Origin of the sequence: Pseudobacteroides cellulosolvens ATCC 35603 = DSM 2933 (assembly GCF_001262605.1) — a bacterium.
Classification (GTDB): Bacteria; Bacillota; Clostridia; order Acetivibrionales; family DSM-2933; genus Pseudobacteroides; species Pseudobacteroides cellulosolvens.
This window is the reverse complement of record NZ_LGTC01000001.1, coordinates 5,679,344-5,698,313: the sequence shown is the minus strand read 5'-3', so window position 1 is coordinate 5,698,313 and position 18,970 is coordinate 5,679,344. Positions and strand designations below refer to the sequence as shown.

Sequence of the window (18,970 nt, the reverse complement as noted above, 5' to 3'; positions counted from 1 at the left end):
TTAGTATGGTGCTGTAGACAGGTTATGAACCTATCTGCAGCACCTATTATGTTGCAATATAATTGATCAGCTTATTCGGGTCTCACGAGCAAAGAAGAACAGGTATTGCTGGGCATAGCCTGACAAGCTGCCAAAATGATCTTTTGCATATTGATCAATTTCCTTGAGGGTTGCCTCCCTTTTAAAATATAAAACCTCCATTATTCTTTTTATCCATACATCAGTTGGAAATACGTCAAAATTCGTACCGGAAAACAGCAAAATGCAGTCAGCAACCTTGCGGCCCACGCCTGAGAGTTTTATGAGTTCATTGCGTGCCTCATCGGTAGTCATTTCTTTTAGTGTACTTAAGTTTACAATTCCTTTGCGGATCATATTGGAGGTATTGGAAATATATTTGCATCTAAACCCGGCTTTACAGATTTCAATTTGGTCAAGTGGGCAGGATGAAAGGGCTTCAGGGCTGGGGAATGAATAAAAATCCCCTTCCTCCGAGCTGATTTTTCTTCCAAAGTTTTGTGACAGGGTTTCAACAGATTTCATGATACGGGGAATTCTATTGTTGGCTGAGATGATAAAGGAAATTATAAGCTCCCATATATCCTGTCTTAAAAGCCTTATACCCTGGCCGAAGGGTATTGCCTGTGACATGACTTCATCCTTTTGGCAAAGGATTTTTTTTATTTCTCCATAGTCTGTTCCAAGGTCGAAGTAGTCATACCATATCTTAACAAAATCATCAAAGTTGGAATTTGAGATATAAAGCTTTCCATTTTCAAATCTGATACGGGATACCTTATCCTTCACAACGCCAATATAGCTCCCGTCTTGTTGCTTAAGCCATCTGAAGCTTTGTCCGCAGTCGAAGATGTGACCAAGGTCAAAGTCACGAACTCCTTCAATTTCAATGCCATTATTATTTTCATAAACAGTGTAACCCTTATAATCCATATATTTGTCTCCAGTTCTTTTCTATGTCCAGGAAATCATGGTGTATTCTACACACAATTTTTCATGACAACAATCAAGTTGCAAAAATGTCATTATATATTTTCCCATACTTATCTGATATAATAACATGGTATCACATAATTCTATCGGAAATAACAAATAAATTAATTTGCAATTAACCAAATATTCATATAAAGGTGGACTATATGAAAGAAAAAATTTATACAATACCTGTTACTGAAGCTTTCGGAGTTGAATGTGAGTGCCCTATGTGTGTGTTGGAAAAAAAGCTGGAGGATGAATGTATCGACTATATATTGGGTCCTTCACTTATGGAGCCGGAGGGGCGTATTGAAACCAACGAAAAGGGTTTTTGCAAAAAGCATTTTGAGAAGCTTTACAATAGACAGCAGAACAGGCTTGGTTTGGGATTGATTTTGGAAACACATCTGACTCAGCAGAATTATAATATCGGAAAGTTATATGAAAGTAAGAAGGATGCAGTAAAAAAAGATGCTGAAATGTCAATGATGAAGAACCTTTCCAGCAAAGTCTCAATGAAGAAATCCGATACAGACAAAATGGTGGATAACCTTTTGGAGATATTAAAGGAACTTGAAGGAAAGTGCACTGTTTGCGGAAAGCTAGATCATACTATGGAGAGGTATATTGATGTCATACTTTATTTATGGTTTAAGGAAAACGATTTTAAGACACTTTTTAACAGCAAGAAGGGTTTTTGTTTAAAGCACCTGAAAGACCTTTTGGAAGGAACTAAAAAGTTTTTGAATGCAAAGGAAACAGCCATATTTGTATCAAACCTTATGGAAATTCAGTTGGAAAACCTTGAAAGAATCAGGGAGGAAGTAAGCTGGTTTACGAAAAAGTTTGACTATAGAAACAATGATGCCCCATGGGGAAATTCCAAGGATGCAGTTCCAAGGAGCATTCAGAAGATTGTAGGTTTTTGCGATTTTAGTTAAGGAATAAATTAAATATTACTTCCGCTTTAATTCTCCATTTTGGATTTTACTTTTTGCGGATCAATGACAAGGCTCTTGGCTACAAGGTTAAGAGCTTTTATATTTAACGCAGTCAGTTTTTCAACTTCCTCACCGACATCTTGCTGAACCTTTCGCAAAAGCGGCCTTATAACGTACCCATAAATGAGTATAAGATCCATTTCTATATATATACCGTCAGGATGGTTTTCGGCACGGAATCTTGAAATCCTGCTAACTCCCTCTATCTTCGATACCACGTGCTCAATTATTTGATAAACTGTGTAATCCGATATGGTATATTTGCCAAGATAGCTGAATGTAGGGCGAACAACGGATTTTTCGCCTACAAGCTGATAGCTGCCTTTACCTTTTCTTTTGAAAATCTGCAGCGGATCAAGAAAATAACCTGAAAAGTCCTTCTTTATCTCAAACGTCGGAACAGGGATAACATGCTTTCCCTGCTGCATTCTTGTTGATCTGGCCTGATTTATTTCGAATTCACTGGCTACATCGGTTATAAAAACTTTCTCATTAATGGGACCTACCTCAAGCCTGCTTGCTATTTTTTCCACCATACCTTCGGATGTACCTAAAATAAGCATTGCTGAGGGCTTGTATAGTTCTATTGCACGCTTTACATCATAGGCGTGATCATCACTCTGAAAAAGGGCACACTTGACGGAGGCTATCTTAGTGGCTTCCCTCTTGGCAGAACGACCTGCAACAATTCTGTTACCGCGGATCAAAATACCATCATCTATTATAAAATCAATGCCACGTTCCTTAGCAACCCAGGTTGCCCTGTGGCTTTTTCCTGTACCGCTTGGTCCAATAAAACCTACAACTCTCAACTTGTACCTCCGAACATTCCTGCATATATTATTCTAAAAATGTATTTTTTGAAATGCCTTAAGTATATCATAAATGTTATGAAATTTACATTATTATAATATGTAATTCACCAAAAACAGCAAACCAATAAGAACTAAGCCTATCACAATAAATACAATACCTAATACCTTAAGAAATCCAATAGTGGATTTAAGTGCAAGCTTTGAAACATTTCTTACCTTATCGGTAATGATAAACAAGCTATTTGTATTGCCGCTTGATGCATTAGCACCAGGTGCTTCCAATGTGTTTTCAATTGCAATTGACTGGGAGCCTCTATTTACAGCTTTCTCAATAATAAAATAAAGTATTCCGCCTAAAAATCTATTTCTTATAATTTTTTTTACAATTGGGAAAACAATTCCATACAGCACAAGGATTGTTAAATCTTTTGAATTGGTATTACTTGCATTGTTCATTCCTTTGCGAATGTCATTTGTAATATTAGTTGCAAAACCCAATATAAAGCTTATTCCGGTATATATATCATTACTTGCTTTAGAAAGTCCCAATGCTCCTGTACCAAAAAAGAAAATAGGGATTGAAAAAATAAAAAATAGTATGCAAAAAATTAGTGAATTATGGTTCAACCATAAAGCGACAGTAAATATAATCGAAATTACACCGGTTATTATTATAGGAAGTATTGCCGTAAAACTAAAAGACAGGATTCCTTCAATCTTTTCTGAGAGCTCATCTACAATTTCATCACTAGAATATTTGTCCACGTCAACTCCATAGCTTGTAATCAGTTTTTGGCGTGCTGCTTCTATACCTATGCTCATAGGTATCCTCCTTACAATATGTATTAAAATAAATAGCAATGTATATTATATAATATTTCATACTAAAAATCATTAGGGAATAATAAATCTCTATAAATGGGAAAAAGAGAGTACCAACTCTCTTTTCTTCCCCCGGATAATTCTTCATTTGTTATTTTAACAACTTCGTCCTTTGTAATTCCAAAATATTATCTTTTGTACAAAATCTATAAAAATAAATATAAAACTGGAATAACGGGTAATGTTTTCAATTTAAATAACATTACACAATATATTGTATCATTAGATTTTAACTTGTCAATATATATATATAAAATAAATGATGAAATTTTTGTCTTTTTGTCTTTTATTTATTTTCAATGTTTATAGTGCCGCTTTTATTGTTGGATTTTGCCATGTTTACTTCGCAAATTTCGCATTCGCTGCATATAGTAACTTTTCCATAAAAAACATTTTTTATTGTTTCTAAAAGTTCCTTATTTTTAAAATGTCTGGTACCATGTAATACTATTTTCCTTGGTGCTAGTGTAATAAGTGAGCTGACAAGCAAATCATCATAATTTATTTCACCCATCGAGATCTCATTTACAAATTCACGTATGCATTCGTTGGTTATTTCTCTTTTATTTTCATCCAGAAGCATATATTTGTTATCAAAGCTGGTAACCACATGAATCAAGTTGAACTTAGGATTCTGAATATCTACGAAATACCTTAAAAGCCTTATGAACTCATTATATTCACGAACCATAAGATAGTCATCTACAGCCTTATCAACAACTTCCTCCAGATCTTTTATATAGTCCTTAAGCCTGAAATTAACAAAGCCGTCAAGTATGATGCTGTTGGAGTTGTCAAAGTAATCCAGAAGCTTTTTAACTATAAGATTATGCCGTCTTATATGAAATAAGCTGCTTAAAAGATCCTTATCATCAGATTTAATAATTTTTTTTGCCAATGCTAATATTTCTTTCTTTTCAACAGAATTGAAATAACAATAATTGCTGGTGATTGTTCTAATTATTAATTTCTCTTCATATTTTTTTATTATATAATCTGCCAGTGCATTTGAAATGTTTAAAACAAGGGTTTTCTTAATGGTATCCGGGTTATCCGCATTATCTGCATTTCTATCGCTATTATAACTACAAACTATATAATTTGAGCCATTGGAATTAACTTCGTTTTGAATGGAGTACTTAAAATGGTTTGTTTTGTTTTTTTCCAACTCGTTTTTTATTCCTTCAATTACATCTTCTGTATCTTTGTTAACTCCAATACTGAGAAACTGCATCAACTTCACATCCCTTCATGTGTAGTATATGTCTAAGAAATATGTTGTATGCAGCACTAGGTACTTGCAATAACTACCATATTATACCTGTGAAATAATCATTCTCACATTATTATATGATATATGATTGATTGAGTTACAAAAAAATAGATTGGCGTCAGCAGCAATATTTACCTGTCTGGAACGCCAATTTGGTAAATGTATGATATAACGAATTAGTTTGGATGAAATTACTAGCCAGCAATTGCTTGTTACATATTGTGGGAAAAGCAAAAATAATTCCAGCAAAATGACGCCAAAGACCTATACAACCATCGCCTCTTTTTGTGGTATAAAAGGGATGGAAAATTTTATCCAAATCCGACGTTTCGATGCCTTTACCGTCAAGTATATTCAAAGTGCTTTCATTTGCTTTTATATCAATAGAAATTGGCCCCTTTTCACCGTTGCTATAACCATGTATTATTGAGTTTTCAACAAGATTTGTTATGATTTTAAAGATACCGCTGGCCAGCAAAGTATTTATATAGGAATCGCTGATGCTGTTGTCAAAGATTATCCATCCGTCAATATGATTAAAGGATAATCTAAAAAAAATTAGGATTTTCTCCTCTTATTGAGCAAAATCTGGTGATCATAAATGTATTTTATAATCAATAAATTTTTGCAGTTTTATATATGGAATTTATGAGAGCACCATGATAATTGCTTTCAGCTAGCCAGGTTATTACACCGATATTCAATGTTTTGCCATCGCATTCATCCTCAAAATAGGCATTTTGTTAAAGATTATTGATGTGCTAATTTTTGCATATTGTGACAGCATCAAAAAGGCAGCTGTTTTATTTACATTCGGCATTAATATTCTGATACTTAATAAAAGTCAATATTGTCAGATAAAAATTAAGTAATTCTTTATTATAAAAAATAGATTAGCATCAGCAGTGGTAATTGTCTGGAATGCTAATCTATTTTATATGACATTACAAGTATTACAATAAATTATTCATCTGCATAGATTTTTTTGCCCTATTTCTTCTAACTAACGTGACTACAAATATGGTTATCGATGCACCCAAGCTTATGATAAGAGCACCTATACAAAGCAGTATTGTGCGGACCAATGATCCTCCAAATCCTTTTCCAATTGCCAGAACAGCCTCTTCGCCTCTTTCGGATTTATACCAGGCTTTAAACTCATATTTTCCAGGTTTATCAATATCAAAATCGAATATACTTTTACCCTGACGTCCGGATATAGAGTAGTTTGAATTGGCTATAGAATTGGAAAGATTAACGGATTCGCCTGTTTCAGTGTTTTTTAGAGAACACATCAACCCGACTATACTTTCCGTCTCATATACTTTTCCATCCAAAACACTTCTGTACTCAAAATATATACTATACTTGCCTGTTTCCTTTAATTCAATTGTGTTTGTTCCAGGAACAACAATGCGGGTATCCAACCGATTTACAGTTGAAGTAATACCGGTTAAAAGTAAAACCACAAACAGGATGATTCCAATAATAAAAACTGCACCTGAAATTAAATAAAAAACTTTTCCAGGTCTAATAACTTCCGTATTCATACTAAGTCCTCCGAATTTTGTTTTTTTATAATAAAGATTTACCAAATTGCTTTGAGCGTTGGGTCTTTATAATTGCCAGATCATTTCTTAGATCAATTAGCCACGATATCATCAGAAACATCAAATTCTTCTCTGTAGCCCTCAAAAAAGCAAGCGTTCATTGAGGAAAAATCTGCACAGCATCCATCATTCATTATGCTGTCTAATGCCTGGCAAATGTCCATTATGTACCAATGATACATTGCGTCATCAAAATCAATAATATTTAATGTATCAGCAGTATTGTCATAAAAAATATTAAAGTTTAATAACTCTCTTTCCGCCCATATAAGAACATCCTCATATGAATGTCTCATTGTGTTAGGTGGCTTGTATTCTGATGATAACTTATGCAATCTGCCAAGATATTTACCATGTTTTCTGCAAATATCACAGGTATAATCCGTTTCTCCCAATTGAATTCCGGCAACTCTTTCAAATACAAATGCGAAATAGTCACCCCAGGGCGTATGTACTTGCAGAAGCTCCTGGTTATTTTTTGATTTTACAGTATGTAGTGCGGGATACCCTTTAGAATACAGATAACGGATAAACTCCAGTTCACCAATTATATTGCTTTTATCCTTTTCGTTGCAGGGACAAAATCGTAAAATCCTTACTTGCCCGTTGTACATAAATGGATAAACTGCGTTTGACGAAATCCTATAATAGTTGAGCAAATCCAGCGAAGAGGGATCATACTCCCAATTTTCCAACACCATTTTGCATAGATCTCTATTATCAAAAAGATATTTTAGTTTTTAAAATCAATAAGACTTTAAACTATTTATTGAAACAGTAAAATAACATCAGTAAATCTGGCGTGGTGTTTCTGTTAGTTTTTTACTGTTTCAATTTAATTAAGAATCACCTTAATTTGTATTAATCGACGTTTCATGTCGCTCACTCCTTTCAAGAATCAAGTTTGATATATAATAATATTAACACATTTTCTTTAAAATCCCTAATTAATTCTTTCATTGTATAGTGTTGTTATCCAGGTAGAGTTATTTTATAAACATTGACATTATTGGTTTAATGCGTTAAACTAGTTGTAGGTTTAATGTGTTAGACTAAGGAGTGTTATTTATGGAGAGAATTAAAATATTTGATGCGGAATATAAGTTTATGAATATCATATGGGAGCATTCACCTATATCGAGTACAGAGCTGGTTAAACTTGCGAACCAGGAGCTTGGCTGGAAAAAATCCACTACCTATACTGTCATTCGCAGGTTGTGTGAACGTGGAGTGATAAAGAATGAAAATTCTATTGTCTATGCATTGATAAACCATGAACAGGTTATGCATGCAGAAACAGAAGAGCATTTAGGTAAGGTCTATGACGGATCTTTAAAGCTTTTCTTTACGGCCTTTCTTCAAAAGGAAAAATTAAGCAAGGATGAAGTTGAGGAATTAAAGAAGATAATTGAGCAATATGGGGATAAGGAGGAATAACCATGCTTGTTGATGCTTTTAATTTACTGATTAATATGAGTGTTACAGCATCAATTGCTGCTGTTTTGATAGTATTATTGCGATGGGTCCTTGGCAGCCGTCTTCCCAAAACCTTTAGCTATGTCTTGTGGGCAATAGTACTCATAAGGCTCCTTATTCCGTTTTCACTTCCATCAATGTTCAGCATTTTCAATACAATACATTTAAGTTCAACAATTTCTCAAAGTCAGTATGATTACAAAACAAATAATATTTTACCTGACACAATACACGGGAGTATATCAATGGAAAAACCTGGCGGTAATCTTATGAATAGCATCAACAGCTTTGTCCCTCCTCCAAATCCTGAAGCATCTGTTGATCCAATACAGGTACAGATATTTATTTTGCCAATGTTATGGCTTTTTGGTGCAGTAGGTTTATTTACCTTTAGCGTATTTGCATATTTACGTGCATCAGCAAGATTTAATGAGGCAGTTCTTTACAAAAATGATAATTTGGTTTTCCAGTGTAGGCAGAAGATAAAATTGAACCGGAAAGTCCCAATTTATACCTCAGATAGGGTACATACACCTATTGTATACGGACTGATCAAACCACGGGTCATACTACCTTTAAGTATTACAGAAAACAGTACTGAGCTGGAACTTAGGTATTTTATCACACATGAACTTGTTCATATTAAAAGATTTGACCATATTCTTAAGCCATTATCTGTTTTTGCTTTATGTCTCCATTGGTTTAATCCTATAATATGGTTTAGCTTTATATTATCTCATAAGGATATGGAAATGGCATGTGATGAGAAGGTTCTTTCGGTATTTGATACTGATATCAGAAGTGAATATGCATCGTCATTAATCAAGCTTTCGGTTAAGAAGGATATAATTTTAAATGGGGGATTGTTGGCATTTGGAGAAAGCAGCATAAAGAGCAGGATCAAAGGGATAATGAGGTTTAAAAAATATGGATTTTTTATGGGCATCGTAAGCATTATAATCCTTATTGTTATTGGTGCAGTACTTCTGACTAACGGTCAACATAATGATACCAGCAGTAAAGGTCAAAATTTAAAATCTGATAATAATTTTAGTGCCGACAGTCGTTTTGAGGAACAAGAAGGTAAAATATCTTTGAAATCCGATGCGATTGCAACAAATACAAAAAAGGATAATTCTGTTCCTTCAATCAATAATAGGTTATGGGAAAAAGGCGGGTGGACCTATTATCTTGAACAAATTTCCCGTGGAGGTGTAGTTCCACTGGATAACTATGTTGGGCGTTTTTATCGTCAGAATAGTGATGGTAATACAGAAACACTTGATGAACTGGTAGCCTATAGAAATGGCAGTGCTGTAATTTTCCCAGCTGGTGACAGGATAGTTTTTATGGGGTTTGCAGGGACAGATGTAATGGACTTTAAGACCAATGTTATTGTCAGTATAAGGGAGGATGGAAGCGAGAGGAAGACCTTCAATACTGAATTTAACGGTGGGAGGCATTTATGTTATGACAATGGATTTCTGTATTTTGAGGGATGGACAAATGATGGAACATTCCCCCGTCCTGTATGCAGATTAGATACTAAACTTACGAAAAACATAAAAATGGCTGATATAGATGGCTCATTTATTACTGTTTATAACGGTTATGCATATTATCTTAATGGGAGTATTTACAGGCTAAAGCTTGATTGGGTGTCAAAGCCTGAAATATGGGATAAGGCAGCTATAGGAAAGAAAATAGTTTCAATTGAGAAAACTGCCGATAATGAATATAAGGTTTTTTATGATGAGAACAGTAAGCCATATATTCTAAGATTGCCTGATAAGAAGAGAAAAGCATTTAATGTTATTCAGAAGTACTTTATGGCTTTTGAGAATTCCGACTTTAAGAGTATGATGGCTTTGGCAACAGAATACCATAACAAAAACCTGGTTCATGATGGTGATGTGTGGGGGATGAAATGGGCAAGGGCAAAAGAGATAAAACTTGTTGATAAACCCGAACACTTGACTAGCGAAAACCCTGAATCAACATTGGCATATGGGGTATCGGTTGATATGGAAACAGTAAAAACTTCGTCCCAGTATCCATCTACCAGTACATACTTCTTTGTTATACTTGTTAAAGACAGTAATGGAACTTGGCGTGTAGACAGGTATGCAACCGGATAGGATGGAGCAGTTTGTTATATTATACCATCAACAGATACAATCCTTTTGATTTGGTTCCATGAGACAGAAAGGCCCAGATTTTCAGCAATGAACCTTAGAGGAACAATGGTCCGGCCTGATACAATTGTTGCAGGAACATCAAGAGGCACCTGATTTGTACCTGCAAATGCCATGTTGCTTCCCACAGTTAATTTAATTATGGTTGAATCCTTTGAAATAGTGATTGTGCCTGTGGATTGTTCCCAAGCTACTTTAGCACCTAGATTTTCAAAAATAGACCTTACAGGTATAAGGACTCTTCCGTTCACAATCCGAGGAGGCACGTCCAAAGGTACTTCATTATTATTAACTATTGCTTTTATTGGGTAAAGTGCTTTATCTCCAGCACTTTTCAGCATATTTGATATCATGGTTTGGGTTCCTTGTATAATTATCGGATTTTTGTCAGGTTTAAGCCATCCTAAAAGCTTAAGAATATTTGCTTCAGATACAGCCGTACACCCGCTTGTACTGATATTCGATCCTTTCCAGATATGAAAGAAAATAGCACTTCCATTTCCTTTTACTATTGGGTTCATGTTGTATTCAATTACAAATGCATATTTATACCTGGTTATTCTAAGCTTTTCAAAGGATTTCCATTTGGTATATGGGTCACCGTTGTATTTTATCCACTTGTTGTAATCCAGAGAAGAAGCATCATCTATCCAGTAATCCCTTGTTGTTGTACTTATATAGGGCAGCTTTGTAATCCCAGGCGTACCAGGCATTCCAAAAGCTGTTCCAATACGGAATATTCCTGCAGGTGCCTTAAGGTCGCCTTCCCTCTTCATCAGGGAAAAACCGTTTTTTCCGATTACAGCACCCATTGAGGGTAAACTATTTATCCAACCGGCAGATGTCTTCTCATAAGCCTGGACAGTAGCATTAAATTGGCTCTCTTTTTCATTGGATACTACAATAATTTGACTTGAACCATTTACTGCGTTTAACTCGTTAAAAAGAGAAGTCAGGCTGTTATTAGTCCCAGCTTCTCTTCCGTATGTTATTGTTCCGGTTATCAATATATATGAAGCTAATATGAAAGCAAATAACCTTTTCATTGTTAAATTCCTCTACCTTGAAATTTGATAGGTGGACAGAAACTCTTTTAATTGTGCGAAAGAATCCTTCTCAAGCATGTTTTCCAAAATGCGTATTTTCTTTCCGTTTATTTTTCTAATTTCAACATAATCATCGTATTTTGGAATATATAGCTCTTTTATGTCTTCTCTTCTTGCAACTTCTTCATCTATGCATATTTCTTCTTTTGATATTTTTATATACCTTGTAGAGGATATTTTCTTTATTCTGTCAATACCCATATAAATAAAGAAAAAGCCTAGGATACCAGCTGTTGCAAACTTGATAACCGACCATAGAACATCACCTTTATTAAGGCTATTAATTCCATAAAAAACCATAACAGCCGCATAGATTAATCCAATCAGTATGTTGAATATACCATATAGATAACGATCTTTTTTAATCTCAAATATTTTTGTGTCTGACATATAATTGCTCCCTCCTGTGATATGTTTTAGTAATTACAATCATTTATGATATTATTTAATTTGCTGAGATAAAAAATCTCTGATCCTGCTCCAGTAAATATCTGCATCATCAATTGAGTTGTGATTTTCACTGGCCAATTCCTCGTAGTAAGCCTTACCACCCCACGCATCTTTAAGCTTTTTTGAATGCCACGGCGGTATTAAAGTATCTTCAGTTCCCACAAGAATTAGAACAGGCTGTTTTATTAAAGGTGCACGGCTTAAGGAATCAAATTTGTGCTTTAGCAGCAGGTCTGCGGGTACAATGGGACATATATCCTGTACTACGCTAATAATAGAATCATAGGGTGAAGTCAGAATTACGGCCGAGGCATTTCTGTTTTGAGCCAAATATGCTGCTACACCAGTACCAATACTTCTTCCCATCACAACGATATTACTTTTATTGATATCACTTCTGGAAGCAAAATAATCGAATATCTCAAGAGAATCGCTGAACAGTGTTGTTTCGTTGGCGGATCCTTCACTCATTCCGTAGCCTCTATAGTTGATTAATGCCACCGACCATTCGTCTAACTTCGACATCTTTGGAATAACATAAGATAACTCCTCGGCATTCCCTCCAAAATATATGAGCAGATTTGACTTTGGGGTATTTGAATTCTTTACAAGCCAGCCCCTTAAAATATTACCATCCTTTGTTGTGATTTCAACACTTTCAACATTGTTTGCTTGTTTTGATATGGCAGTTACATCGCCAGATATCTTGTGGGGCCACAAAATCAACTCTTCAAGAAAAAGATGCACGCCAAGGCAAAATACTGTATATATAAGTACTATTGCTATTAATAATTTCTTTATTAGTCGTATTATCGGTTTTCCCTTAGGTTTATCTGATAGAACATTGTTTTTCCTCATATAAACTCCTGTATTCTATTTATTGCGTGTGCAAGTATTTTTGCATGGTCAAAAGCAATACCATTAGATTCTACAATATGGCATTCTATGTTTCTACCAAGCTGTGAAACGGCGGTTACCGCTTCTACCCTTGCAGTAAGGGCTATGACCTCATTTGAAAGCACCAGGTCATATATATCTATGACTTTATTCTCTTCTGTAGATGAATTTAGCTTATCGTACTGAACCTCAAACCACTGTGCATCTATAGCATCCTCACCAAATTGCAGTGGAAAGTTCTTTCTATATGCCAATGCGATGAAAGAGCAGGATACAATCCAGCCTCTGGGGTCGCGTTTGGGTTCACTGAATAAATGAAGCTGTGACATTGTGACATCAGATAATCCTGTTTCTTCCTTGAGCTCGCGATATGCTGCCTGCTCTGCAGATTCCCCGGGCTTTACAAACCCACCGGGCAAGGCCCATTCACTCATATATGGGTGTTCACCACGTCTTATCATAAGGACGGAGAGTTGCTTTGGGGGTAGCTTTCCGAAATCTTTTACATCGCCATTTAGTGAAAAGACGACTATATCTGCAGCAAGAGATGGCCTTTCATAATTCTCTATCTTGTATGCCTTCAAAAATTCCTCTTCACCAACAGAACGTTTGGCTGACTTGTTGAAAAGCTCAGACAACTCCAATTTGGATCTACCTGAATAAAAGAGAGGGATTATACCGTTGATATAATCTGCACCCCGTTCTGTCAGATAAAGTCTGGTTCCCTTAATTTCCATCAATCCCTTTTGAATAACGAATTCAACTTCATTCTCGAAGTGCTCCCAAAATGATATGCCTAATCTTTGGCTGAAGGCTTCAGAATCCACAAACCCAAAATAAAAAGCTACAGATACCATCTTTGCTATGGATTCTTCCATAGGCAAGCTGTAAATGTCCTGTATGGGGAATTGATTGTTTTCTATTTTTTCCTGGTATTTATGAAGCTGTTTGCTTGCTGCACCTTCATTGTATGCCAGATAATCCATTCCAAAGGATTGTGCACCAAGCCCCATTCCTACATAAGGGGTTCCATATATTACACGCTTTGTGAGATAATCGCTTGTTCCATAATCATCCTGTACTTTACTGAATGTATTCTTACCTGCGTTTGCCATATAACCGTTTTCCAAAAGTAATTTGTATGCAAGACGATACTGACATATTATCTTATACAGCGAAACACCTTCAGCCTCTTTCTCCAGTTTGGTTCCCTTGTAGCGATTGCGGTAAAGTGTTATATATTCAGGATTTAATGATATGGCGTAACGAATGGTAGTCTCAAACTCCTCATTGCTCTGGTGTAAAAAACCGTACATAAGATCTATGTTGAATTGCTTAAACCCTGCTTTTCTTATATTTTGGGTGGCTTCCTCATATATATGGACTGTTCCCTCTCTGCCCAGCTCGTTTAACAGCTTTTCGGAAACGGTTTGTACACCCATACTTATTCTTTTATACCCCATATTATAAGCGGCTAATATTTTTTCAGGCTCTTTAGCGGCTATTATAGGGGTTGTTTCGATACTGAAAACAACATTATCCTGAATATTGAATGAGTTGGTAACGGCGTCTGTGATTCTTATCAAGTTTTCAACAGACAATTTTGTAGGAGTTCCGCCGCCAATATCATATCCAACAATTTTTTTATCTTTCAATATGGCTTTGTACATCTGGATTTCTTTAAGCAGCAGTGAAACATATAGATCTTCAGTACATGTACCTACATCCTCCAGAACAACATATTCACAGAATTTGCATCTTACCTTGCAAAAGGGTATATGTACATAAAGGCTTAATTCATCGGTCTTTGCCCATTCTGATGATAAAAAATTCTGTATCTGTGACTGGTCATTAATACGATACTGCATAAATGATTTTGGTGTGAGAGGATATGCTGTATTTGCATAATGGTGATATAATAATCCGGTTTCATATGTTTGTTTTGGTTCCATAATAAATTACCTTCTTTATAGTTTATTTCAAACTGATATACATTAAAAGTGCTAATAATCTTACATTTGTCACTTTTAATATACATACAATTTTACCATACAATGCCTGTATATAACAAACTCCACAGATAATAAAAAATGGGGCATACCCCCATTTAAATTCTTTCTTGTGCAAATTATTTTAATATTGCTATAGATTATTATTTCACAAATCAGGACTTCGGCTCATAACAAGATGAGTTTCTGTTTCTCCGATTTTAATAAAGCCTATTCTTTTATAAAAATCCTGTGCTTTCCAATTATTGAAGCTCTCGTCAAAGTAACCTCTTTCAATTTTTTAATCCCAACTGCCGAAGGTCTCCACATAGTACTTTTTGATGGTAGAGTCAAGTAGATTATACAGAAAATCATATTCTTCCTTTTTTGCACATCTTAACTTAAACATTAAACTGTCTCCTGAAATAAGATTTTCAATAATATTTCAATTAATCCTTAGAACAGTTTTATAATCAAGGTAATAACTGCACCGATCAGAGCTGTAACAGGTATTGTAAGAACCCATGCCCCAACAATATTACGTGCAAGTGCCCATCTAACTGCTGATAAACGTTTTGCAGAACCTACGCCCATGATGGAAGAGGAAATAACATGTGTTGTACTGACAGGAGCACCTAGGGAAGAAGCAGTTTCAATAACCAGGGCTGCTGATGTTTCTGCTGCAAATCCACCTATTGGTTGAAGTCGTATCATATTAACACCCATTGTTTTGATGATTTTCCATCCCCCGAATGATGTGCCAAAAGCCATTGCCACAGCACAAGCAATCATTACCTCCCAAGGAACGTCTGCACCTTTGTTCAGTGCACCGTCACTGATTAATGCTAATGTTATGATACCCATTGATTTCTGAGCATCATTTTTTCCGTGTGAAAAAGCCATCCAAGCTGCTGAAGCAATCTGAAGCTTTGAAAACCACTTATTAACAAAACGGTTAGAAAAAGGCTTTAAGAATTTAAATAATAACTTCATAACAATCAAACCAAGTACAAAACCGAGAATAGGCGAAGTAAACAGCGGAATTACAACTTTTTGCATGACTCCACCCCAAATAATTGCTTTTGTACTGGAGGCAAAAGCAATTGATGCTCCTATCAGTCCGCCGATCAAAGCATGGGATGAACTGCTGGGAATTCCAAAATACCAAGTAATCAGATTCCAAATAATTGCTGCAAGTAAAGCTGCAATTATTACATATTGTGGCAGGGATACATTTACTAAACCGCCTGATATGGTTTTAGCTACTTTGCTGCTTACCATAGCACCAACGAAATTTAAAAATGCAGCCATTATTATTGCCTGCCTGGGTGAAAGAACTCTGGTAGAGACTGATGTAGCGATTGAATTTGCAGTATCATGAAAACCGTTTATAAAATCAAAACTCAATGCCAGAATGATAACCACTGCCAGACTAAGCATGTTTCATCACGACTCCCTCCACTATATTGGCTACATCTTCACAAGCATCCAGAGTATTTTCAAGGTATTCATAAATTTCTTTCCATTTGGTTATTTCAACTGGATCAGTTTCAACGACAAACAGTTTTGTTATTGCGTTCCTGAAGATTGTGTCGCCTTCATCTTCAATTCTGTTTACTTCTATAATCATATCCTGAAGTGTCTTGCTTGTTTTCATGTTCTTCAATTCAGCCATGACACCTTTAAGTTCTAAGGTACAATCAACAATAAGTTTTACCATTTTAATTGCATCCTCTTTGATGCTTTTAACATTGAACATCTTGAAACGATGTGCAGTAGATTCTATAGCATCAGTTATATTATCCATTTCCTTGGCTATTTCACATATATCTTCTCTGTCAATGGGTGTGATGAAGGACTTGTTAATTTGTTGCATAATTTTATGTATATGATTATCGCATTCATGTTCAATTTCCTCAATAGCATTGATCTTCTTATCAACATTTACATAGTTTTTCACCAATTCATCCAAAGCCCTTGCAGCTTTTAAAGTGGTTTCAGCAGTTTCTGAAAACATATTAAAAAAAATCTCTTCTTTCTTTGATGTTTTAAACATTATTTTTCCCCTTATGAAAATTTTATAAACAAACAATTTCTAATAATTTCATATTATATATCTACACACTAATTATAATATCAGCAAAACATTTACTACAATCGAGTTAACATAGAATTAACTTACTTTACATAGAATTAACATCAAAAACATATACAAGCCTAAGTATTCCCAGAAGGCAAGAAATAAAACTCCCTATTATAGATTTCCTTTAAATGTTGGATAGTTATTAGTCATTCCTTGCCTAAAAATATTAACATCCAATTAACAATCGCTTAATCTTCTCTTAAATAAAGACCTATAGTATTTATCTTAGAGAACATGAAAAGTGATTGATCTTTTACATTTTCATATTGCAAATAATAATATTTTTTGGAGGATGTTAATAATGAAAAAGAATTTAATGATTAAATCAATAATGCTTTTTGCAGTTTTATCAATTACCTTTTTGCTAACACTGACAGCATGCGGGCCATCTTCAAAAGAAGACTCAATATCAATTTCCGGTTCATCAGCACTACTACCCCTTGCAGATAATGCTGCCAAAGATTACATGGCAAAAAACGCAGGCTCAAAGATCTCAGTACAGGCAGGAGGAAGCGGCCAGGGCTTGACTCAGGTTTATCAGGGTGCGGTAAACATAGGTAATTCAGACGTGTATGCGGAAGAAAAATTAAAGCCTGAAGAGGCTAAAGAATTAAAGGACCATGTGGTTTGTGCAGTAGGTATTGCAGCTGTTGTAAATACTAATGTTAAAGTAGATAATCTTACTTCCCAGCAGCTTATAGACATATTTACAGGTAAGATAACCAACTGGAAGGATGTTGGCGGGGATGATATGAAAATTACTATAATCAACAGACCTAGCAACTCAGGAACAAGGGCCACCTTTAAGAAATATGCGTTAAAGGGAGCTGACGAAGCAGAGGGAATGGCATTAAAAGAAGACCAATCCGGTACAGTGAAGCAGACAGTATCCCAAACGGAAGGCTCAATTTCTTATCTTGCTTTCTCTTATCTGGATGAAAAAACAAAGCCTCTTAAGATTGATGGTGTAGTGCCTACTTCAGAAAACGTTGCAAACGGTACTTACCCTGTATGGGCATATGAGCACATGTACACTAAAGGCGAAGCAACTGGCCTTACCAAGTCTTTTATCGATTATATTTTGAGCGATGAAGTTCAAAATAATCTTGTAACAAAGCTTAAGTTTATTCCAATTAAAGATATGAAAGTTAAACGCTAGTTTTATCATTTAAACGCAATGGGGGGTCAGACAAATGTCAACTAACAGTAAAATAAAAAAGAGTGTTCATTATATAAAAAAAGAATTATTTGGTAGATCGATAGTTACATTCTTCGGAATATTTTTAATAATACTGACTATAAGTCTAGTCTTCTTCATTGCGTCAAAAGGCATGGCAACTTTTATCCAAGATAAACAGTCACCAATTCAATTCCTGTTTTCGGATAGATGGGATACTGTAGGGGATAGCAGAGGGGGACCGGCAGTGGGAGCTCTTGTTTTTATCTTTGGTTCCGTTTCCATATCTATGCTTGCACTGATGATAAGTACTCCATTTAGCATTGCAATTTCAATCTTTATGACTGAAATCTCTCCCAAGTTGGGTAAAAAGCTGCTGCAGCCGGTAATTGAAATATTTGTGGGGATTCCGTCGGTTGTATATGGTTGGGTAGGCCTGACTGTACTAGTGCCTTTTATAAGCAAATTTACACTAATGATGCCATTTTTTGATGGATCCATCAACACAACAGGTAAAAGTCTTCTTACAGGGGCACTTGTTCTGTCCATAATGATTTTTCCTACCATTGCGAGTGTTTCTGTTGATGCACTTAAAGCATTACCAAGGGACTATAAGGAAGCCTCCTTTGCACTGGGAGCAACTCGTTGGCAAACCATAAGACGTGTCCTGGTTCCTGCAGCACTTCCAGGCATACTTACTGGGGTTGTATTAGGCCTTGCAAGAGCTTTTGGTGAAGCACTTGCCGTACAGATGGTAATTGGAAACAATATATTATTCCCTAAATCGATTTTTGACAGGGCAAATACCATGACAAGTGTAATTACAATGGAAATGGGAAATGCAGTCTCGGGAACACTTGAGAGCAATGCATTATGGTCTTTGGCGTTTCTTCTTCTCATAATATCATTTTTGTTTATTGTGGTAATACACAAAATAGGGGCAAAAAGGAGTTTTGTTAAATGA

18 protein-coding genes are annotated in these 18,970 nt (G+C 35.4%); 5 read left to right on the top strand and 13 right to left on the bottom strand.

Annotated features, from left to right (window positions below):
- Positions 1-66 precede the first annotated feature (66 nt).
- On the bottom strand, positions 67-951 hold the full coding sequence (locus Bccel_RS23635; protein ID WP_036935243.1) for a DNA-3-methyladenine glycosylase family protein: 885 nt from the start codon (positions 949-951) through the stop codon (positions 67-69).
- A 206-nt stretch (positions 952-1,157) separates the two neighbouring features.
- Here Bccel_RS23635 and Bccel_RS23630 point away from each other — a divergent pair, with 206 nt between their 5' ends.
- Positions 1,158-1,934 (top strand): DUF6062 family protein, encoded by a 777-nt coding sequence (locus tag Bccel_RS23630; RefSeq protein WP_036935246.1) that lies wholly within the window; start codon positions 1,158-1,160, stop codon positions 1,932-1,934.
- Between the two features lie 26 nt (positions 1,935-1,960).
- On the opposite strand, the gene Bccel_RS23625 is transcribed toward Bccel_RS23630, so the two are convergent.
- From Bccel_RS23625 to Bccel_RS23595, 6 genes are all read right to left on the bottom strand, one after another.
- The gene (locus tag Bccel_RS23625; protein WP_036935248.1) at positions 1,961-2,806 is read right to left on the bottom strand and encodes an Asp23/Gls24 family envelope stress response protein; all 846 of its coding nucleotides are present in this window, start codon (positions 2,804-2,806) and stop codon (positions 1,961-1,963) included.
- A 93-nt stretch (positions 2,807-2,899) separates the two neighbouring features.
- Positions 2,900-3,631 carry a hypothetical protein gene (locus Bccel_RS23620; RefSeq protein ID WP_036935251.1) on the bottom strand — a complete coding sequence of 244 codons (732 nt, stop codon included), beginning with the start codon at positions 3,629-3,631 and terminating at the stop codon, positions 2,900-2,902.
- Between the two features lie 346 nt (positions 3,632-3,977).
- Positions 3,978-4,925, bottom strand: a complete 948-nt coding sequence (ytxC, locus tag Bccel_RS23610; RefSeq protein WP_036935255.1) for a putative sporulation protein YtxC — start codon at positions 4,923-4,925, stop codon at positions 3,978-3,980.
- Between the two features lie 157 nt (positions 4,926-5,082).
- Positions 5,083-5,442 carry a sensor histidine kinase gene (locus Bccel_RS32665; RefSeq protein WP_036935258.1) on the bottom strand — a complete coding sequence of 120 codons (360 nt, stop codon included), beginning with the start codon at positions 5,440-5,442 and terminating at the stop codon, positions 5,083-5,085.
- Between the two features lie 475 nt (positions 5,443-5,917).
- On the bottom strand, positions 5,918-6,514 hold the full coding sequence (locus Bccel_RS23600; RefSeq protein ID WP_036935259.1) for a hypothetical protein: 597 nt from the start codon (positions 6,512-6,514) through the stop codon (positions 5,918-5,920).
- Between the two features lie 92 nt (positions 6,515-6,606).
- Positions 6,607-7,275, bottom strand: coding sequence for a phosphotransferase enzyme family protein (locus tag Bccel_RS23595; RefSeq protein WP_050753779.1), 669 nt, complete (start codon positions 7,273-7,275; stop codon positions 6,607-6,609).
- Positions 7,276-7,642: 367 nt separating this feature from the next.
- Here Bccel_RS23595 and Bccel_RS23590 point away from each other — a divergent pair, with 367 nt between their 5' ends.
- Positions 7,643-8,011: a BlaI/MecI/CopY family transcriptional regulator gene (locus Bccel_RS23590; RefSeq protein WP_036935261.1), complete on the top strand. Its 369-nt coding sequence runs from the start codon at positions 7,643-7,645 to the stop codon at positions 8,009-8,011.
- A 2-nt stretch (positions 8,012-8,013) separates the two neighbouring features.
- Entirely contained in the window at positions 8,014-10,188 is a 2,175-nt protein-coding gene (locus Bccel_RS23585; protein ID WP_050753778.1) for a M56 family metallopeptidase, read from the top strand.
- Positions 10,189-10,202: 14 nt separating this feature from the next.
- Here Bccel_RS23585 and Bccel_RS29225 read toward each other — a convergent pair whose 3' ends face one another.
- The 6 genes from Bccel_RS29225 to Bccel_RS23555 form a co-directional block, all read right to left on the bottom strand.
- Positions 10,203-11,291, bottom strand: a complete 1,089-nt coding sequence (locus Bccel_RS29225; RefSeq protein ID WP_081926665.1) for a stalk domain-containing protein — start codon at positions 11,289-11,291, stop codon at positions 10,203-10,205.
- Between the two features lie 12 nt (positions 11,292-11,303).
- Positions 11,304-11,741: a hypothetical protein gene (locus tag Bccel_RS23575; RefSeq protein WP_036935264.1), complete on the bottom strand. Its 438-nt coding sequence runs from the start codon at positions 11,739-11,741 to the stop codon at positions 11,304-11,306.
- Positions 11,742-11,792: 51 nt separating this feature from the next.
- Complete coding sequence (locus tag Bccel_RS23570) at positions 11,793-12,659, bottom strand: alpha/beta hydrolase (protein ID WP_050753777.1); 867 nt, start codon at positions 12,657-12,659, stop codon at positions 11,793-11,795.
- Positions 12,656-14,650: an NUDIX domain-containing protein gene (locus Bccel_RS23565; protein WP_081926667.1), complete on the bottom strand. Its 1,995-nt coding sequence runs from the start codon at positions 14,648-14,650 to the stop codon at positions 12,656-12,658. The genes Bccel_RS23570 and Bccel_RS23565 overlap by 4 nt, the downstream gene beginning before the upstream one ends.
- A gap of 492 nt (positions 14,651-15,142) precedes the next feature.
- Complete coding sequence (locus Bccel_RS23560; RefSeq protein ID WP_036935266.1) at positions 15,143-16,126, bottom strand: inorganic phosphate transporter; 984 nt, start codon at positions 16,124-16,126, stop codon at positions 15,143-15,145.
- Positions 16,119-16,742, bottom strand: a complete 624-nt coding sequence (locus Bccel_RS23555) for a DUF47 domain-containing protein (protein WP_036935268.1) — start codon at positions 16,740-16,742, stop codon at positions 16,119-16,121. The genes Bccel_RS23560 and Bccel_RS23555 overlap by 8 nt, the downstream gene beginning before the upstream one ends.
- 388 nt (positions 16,743-17,130) lie before the next feature.
- Between Bccel_RS23555 and Bccel_RS23550 the strand changes: the two genes are divergently transcribed.
- Positions 17,131-17,988, top strand: a complete 858-nt coding sequence (locus Bccel_RS23550) for a phosphate ABC transporter substrate-binding protein (RefSeq protein WP_201781977.1) — start codon at positions 17,131-17,133, stop codon at positions 17,986-17,988.
- Positions 17,989-18,022: 34 nt separating this feature from the next.
- Entirely contained in the window at positions 18,023-18,970 is a 948-nt protein-coding gene (gene pstC / locus Bccel_RS23545; RefSeq protein WP_036935270.1) for a phosphate ABC transporter permease subunit PstC, read from the top strand.

What these genes read in the sequence shown, in the direction of transcription:
- Bccel_RS23630 (WP_036935246.1), top strand. Translation starts at nt 1,158, where the DNA reads ATGAAAGAAAAAATTTATACAATACCTGTTACTGAAGCTTTCGGAGTT.
- Bccel_RS23560 (WP_036935266.1), bottom strand. Translation starts at nt 16,126, where the DNA reads ATGCTTAGTCTGGCAGTGGTTATCATTCTGGCATTGAGTTTTGATTTT.
- Bccel_RS23570 (WP_050753777.1), bottom strand. Translation starts at nt 12,659, where the DNA reads ATGAGGAAAAACAATGTTCTATCAGATAAACCTAAGGGAAAACCGATA.
- Bccel_RS23600 (WP_036935259.1), bottom strand. Translation starts at nt 6,514, where the DNA reads ATGAATACGGAAGTTATTAGACCTGGAAAAGTTTTTTATTTAATTTCA.
- Bccel_RS23595 (WP_050753779.1), bottom strand. Translation starts at nt 7,275, where the DNA reads ATGGTGTTGGAAAATTGGGAGTATGATCCCTCTTCGCTGGATTTGCTC.
- ytxC (WP_036935255.1), bottom strand. Translation starts at nt 4,925, where the DNA reads ATGCAGTTTCTCAGTATTGGAGTTAACAAAGATACAGAAGATGTAATT.
- Bccel_RS23575 (WP_036935264.1), bottom strand. Translation starts at nt 11,741, where the DNA reads ATGTCAGACACAAAAATATTTGAGATTAAAAAAGATCGTTATCTATAT.
- Bccel_RS23635 (WP_036935243.1), bottom strand. Translation starts at nt 951, where the DNA reads ATGGATTATAAGGGTTACACTGTTTATGAAAATAATAATGGCATTGAA.
- Bccel_RS23555 (WP_036935268.1), bottom strand. Translation starts at nt 16,742, where the DNA reads ATGTTTAAAACATCAAAGAAAGAAGAGATTTTTTTTAATATGTTTTCA.
- Bccel_RS23620 (WP_036935251.1), bottom strand. Translation starts at nt 3,631, where the DNA reads ATGAGCATAGGTATAGAAGCAGCACGCCAAAAACTGATTACAAGCTAT.
- Bccel_RS23565 (WP_081926667.1), bottom strand. Translation starts at nt 14,650, where the DNA reads ATGGAACCAAAACAAACATATGAAACCGGATTATTATATCACCATTAT.
- Bccel_RS29225 (WP_081926665.1), bottom strand. Translation starts at nt 11,291, where the DNA reads ATGAAAAGGTTATTTGCTTTCATATTAGCTTCATATATATTGATAACC.
- Bccel_RS23590 (WP_036935261.1), top strand. Translation starts at nt 7,643, where the DNA reads ATGGAGAGAATTAAAATATTTGATGCGGAATATAAGTTTATGAATATC.
- Bccel_RS23585 (WP_050753778.1), top strand. Translation starts at nt 8,014, where the DNA reads ATGCTTGTTGATGCTTTTAATTTACTGATTAATATGAGTGTTACAGCA.
- Bccel_RS23550 (WP_201781977.1), top strand. Translation starts at nt 17,131, where the DNA reads ATGAAAAAGAATTTAATGATTAAATCAATAATGCTTTTTGCAGTTTTA.
- pstC (WP_036935270.1), top strand. Translation starts at nt 18,023, where the DNA reads ATGTCAACTAACAGTAAAATAAAAAAGAGTGTTCATTATATAAAAAAA.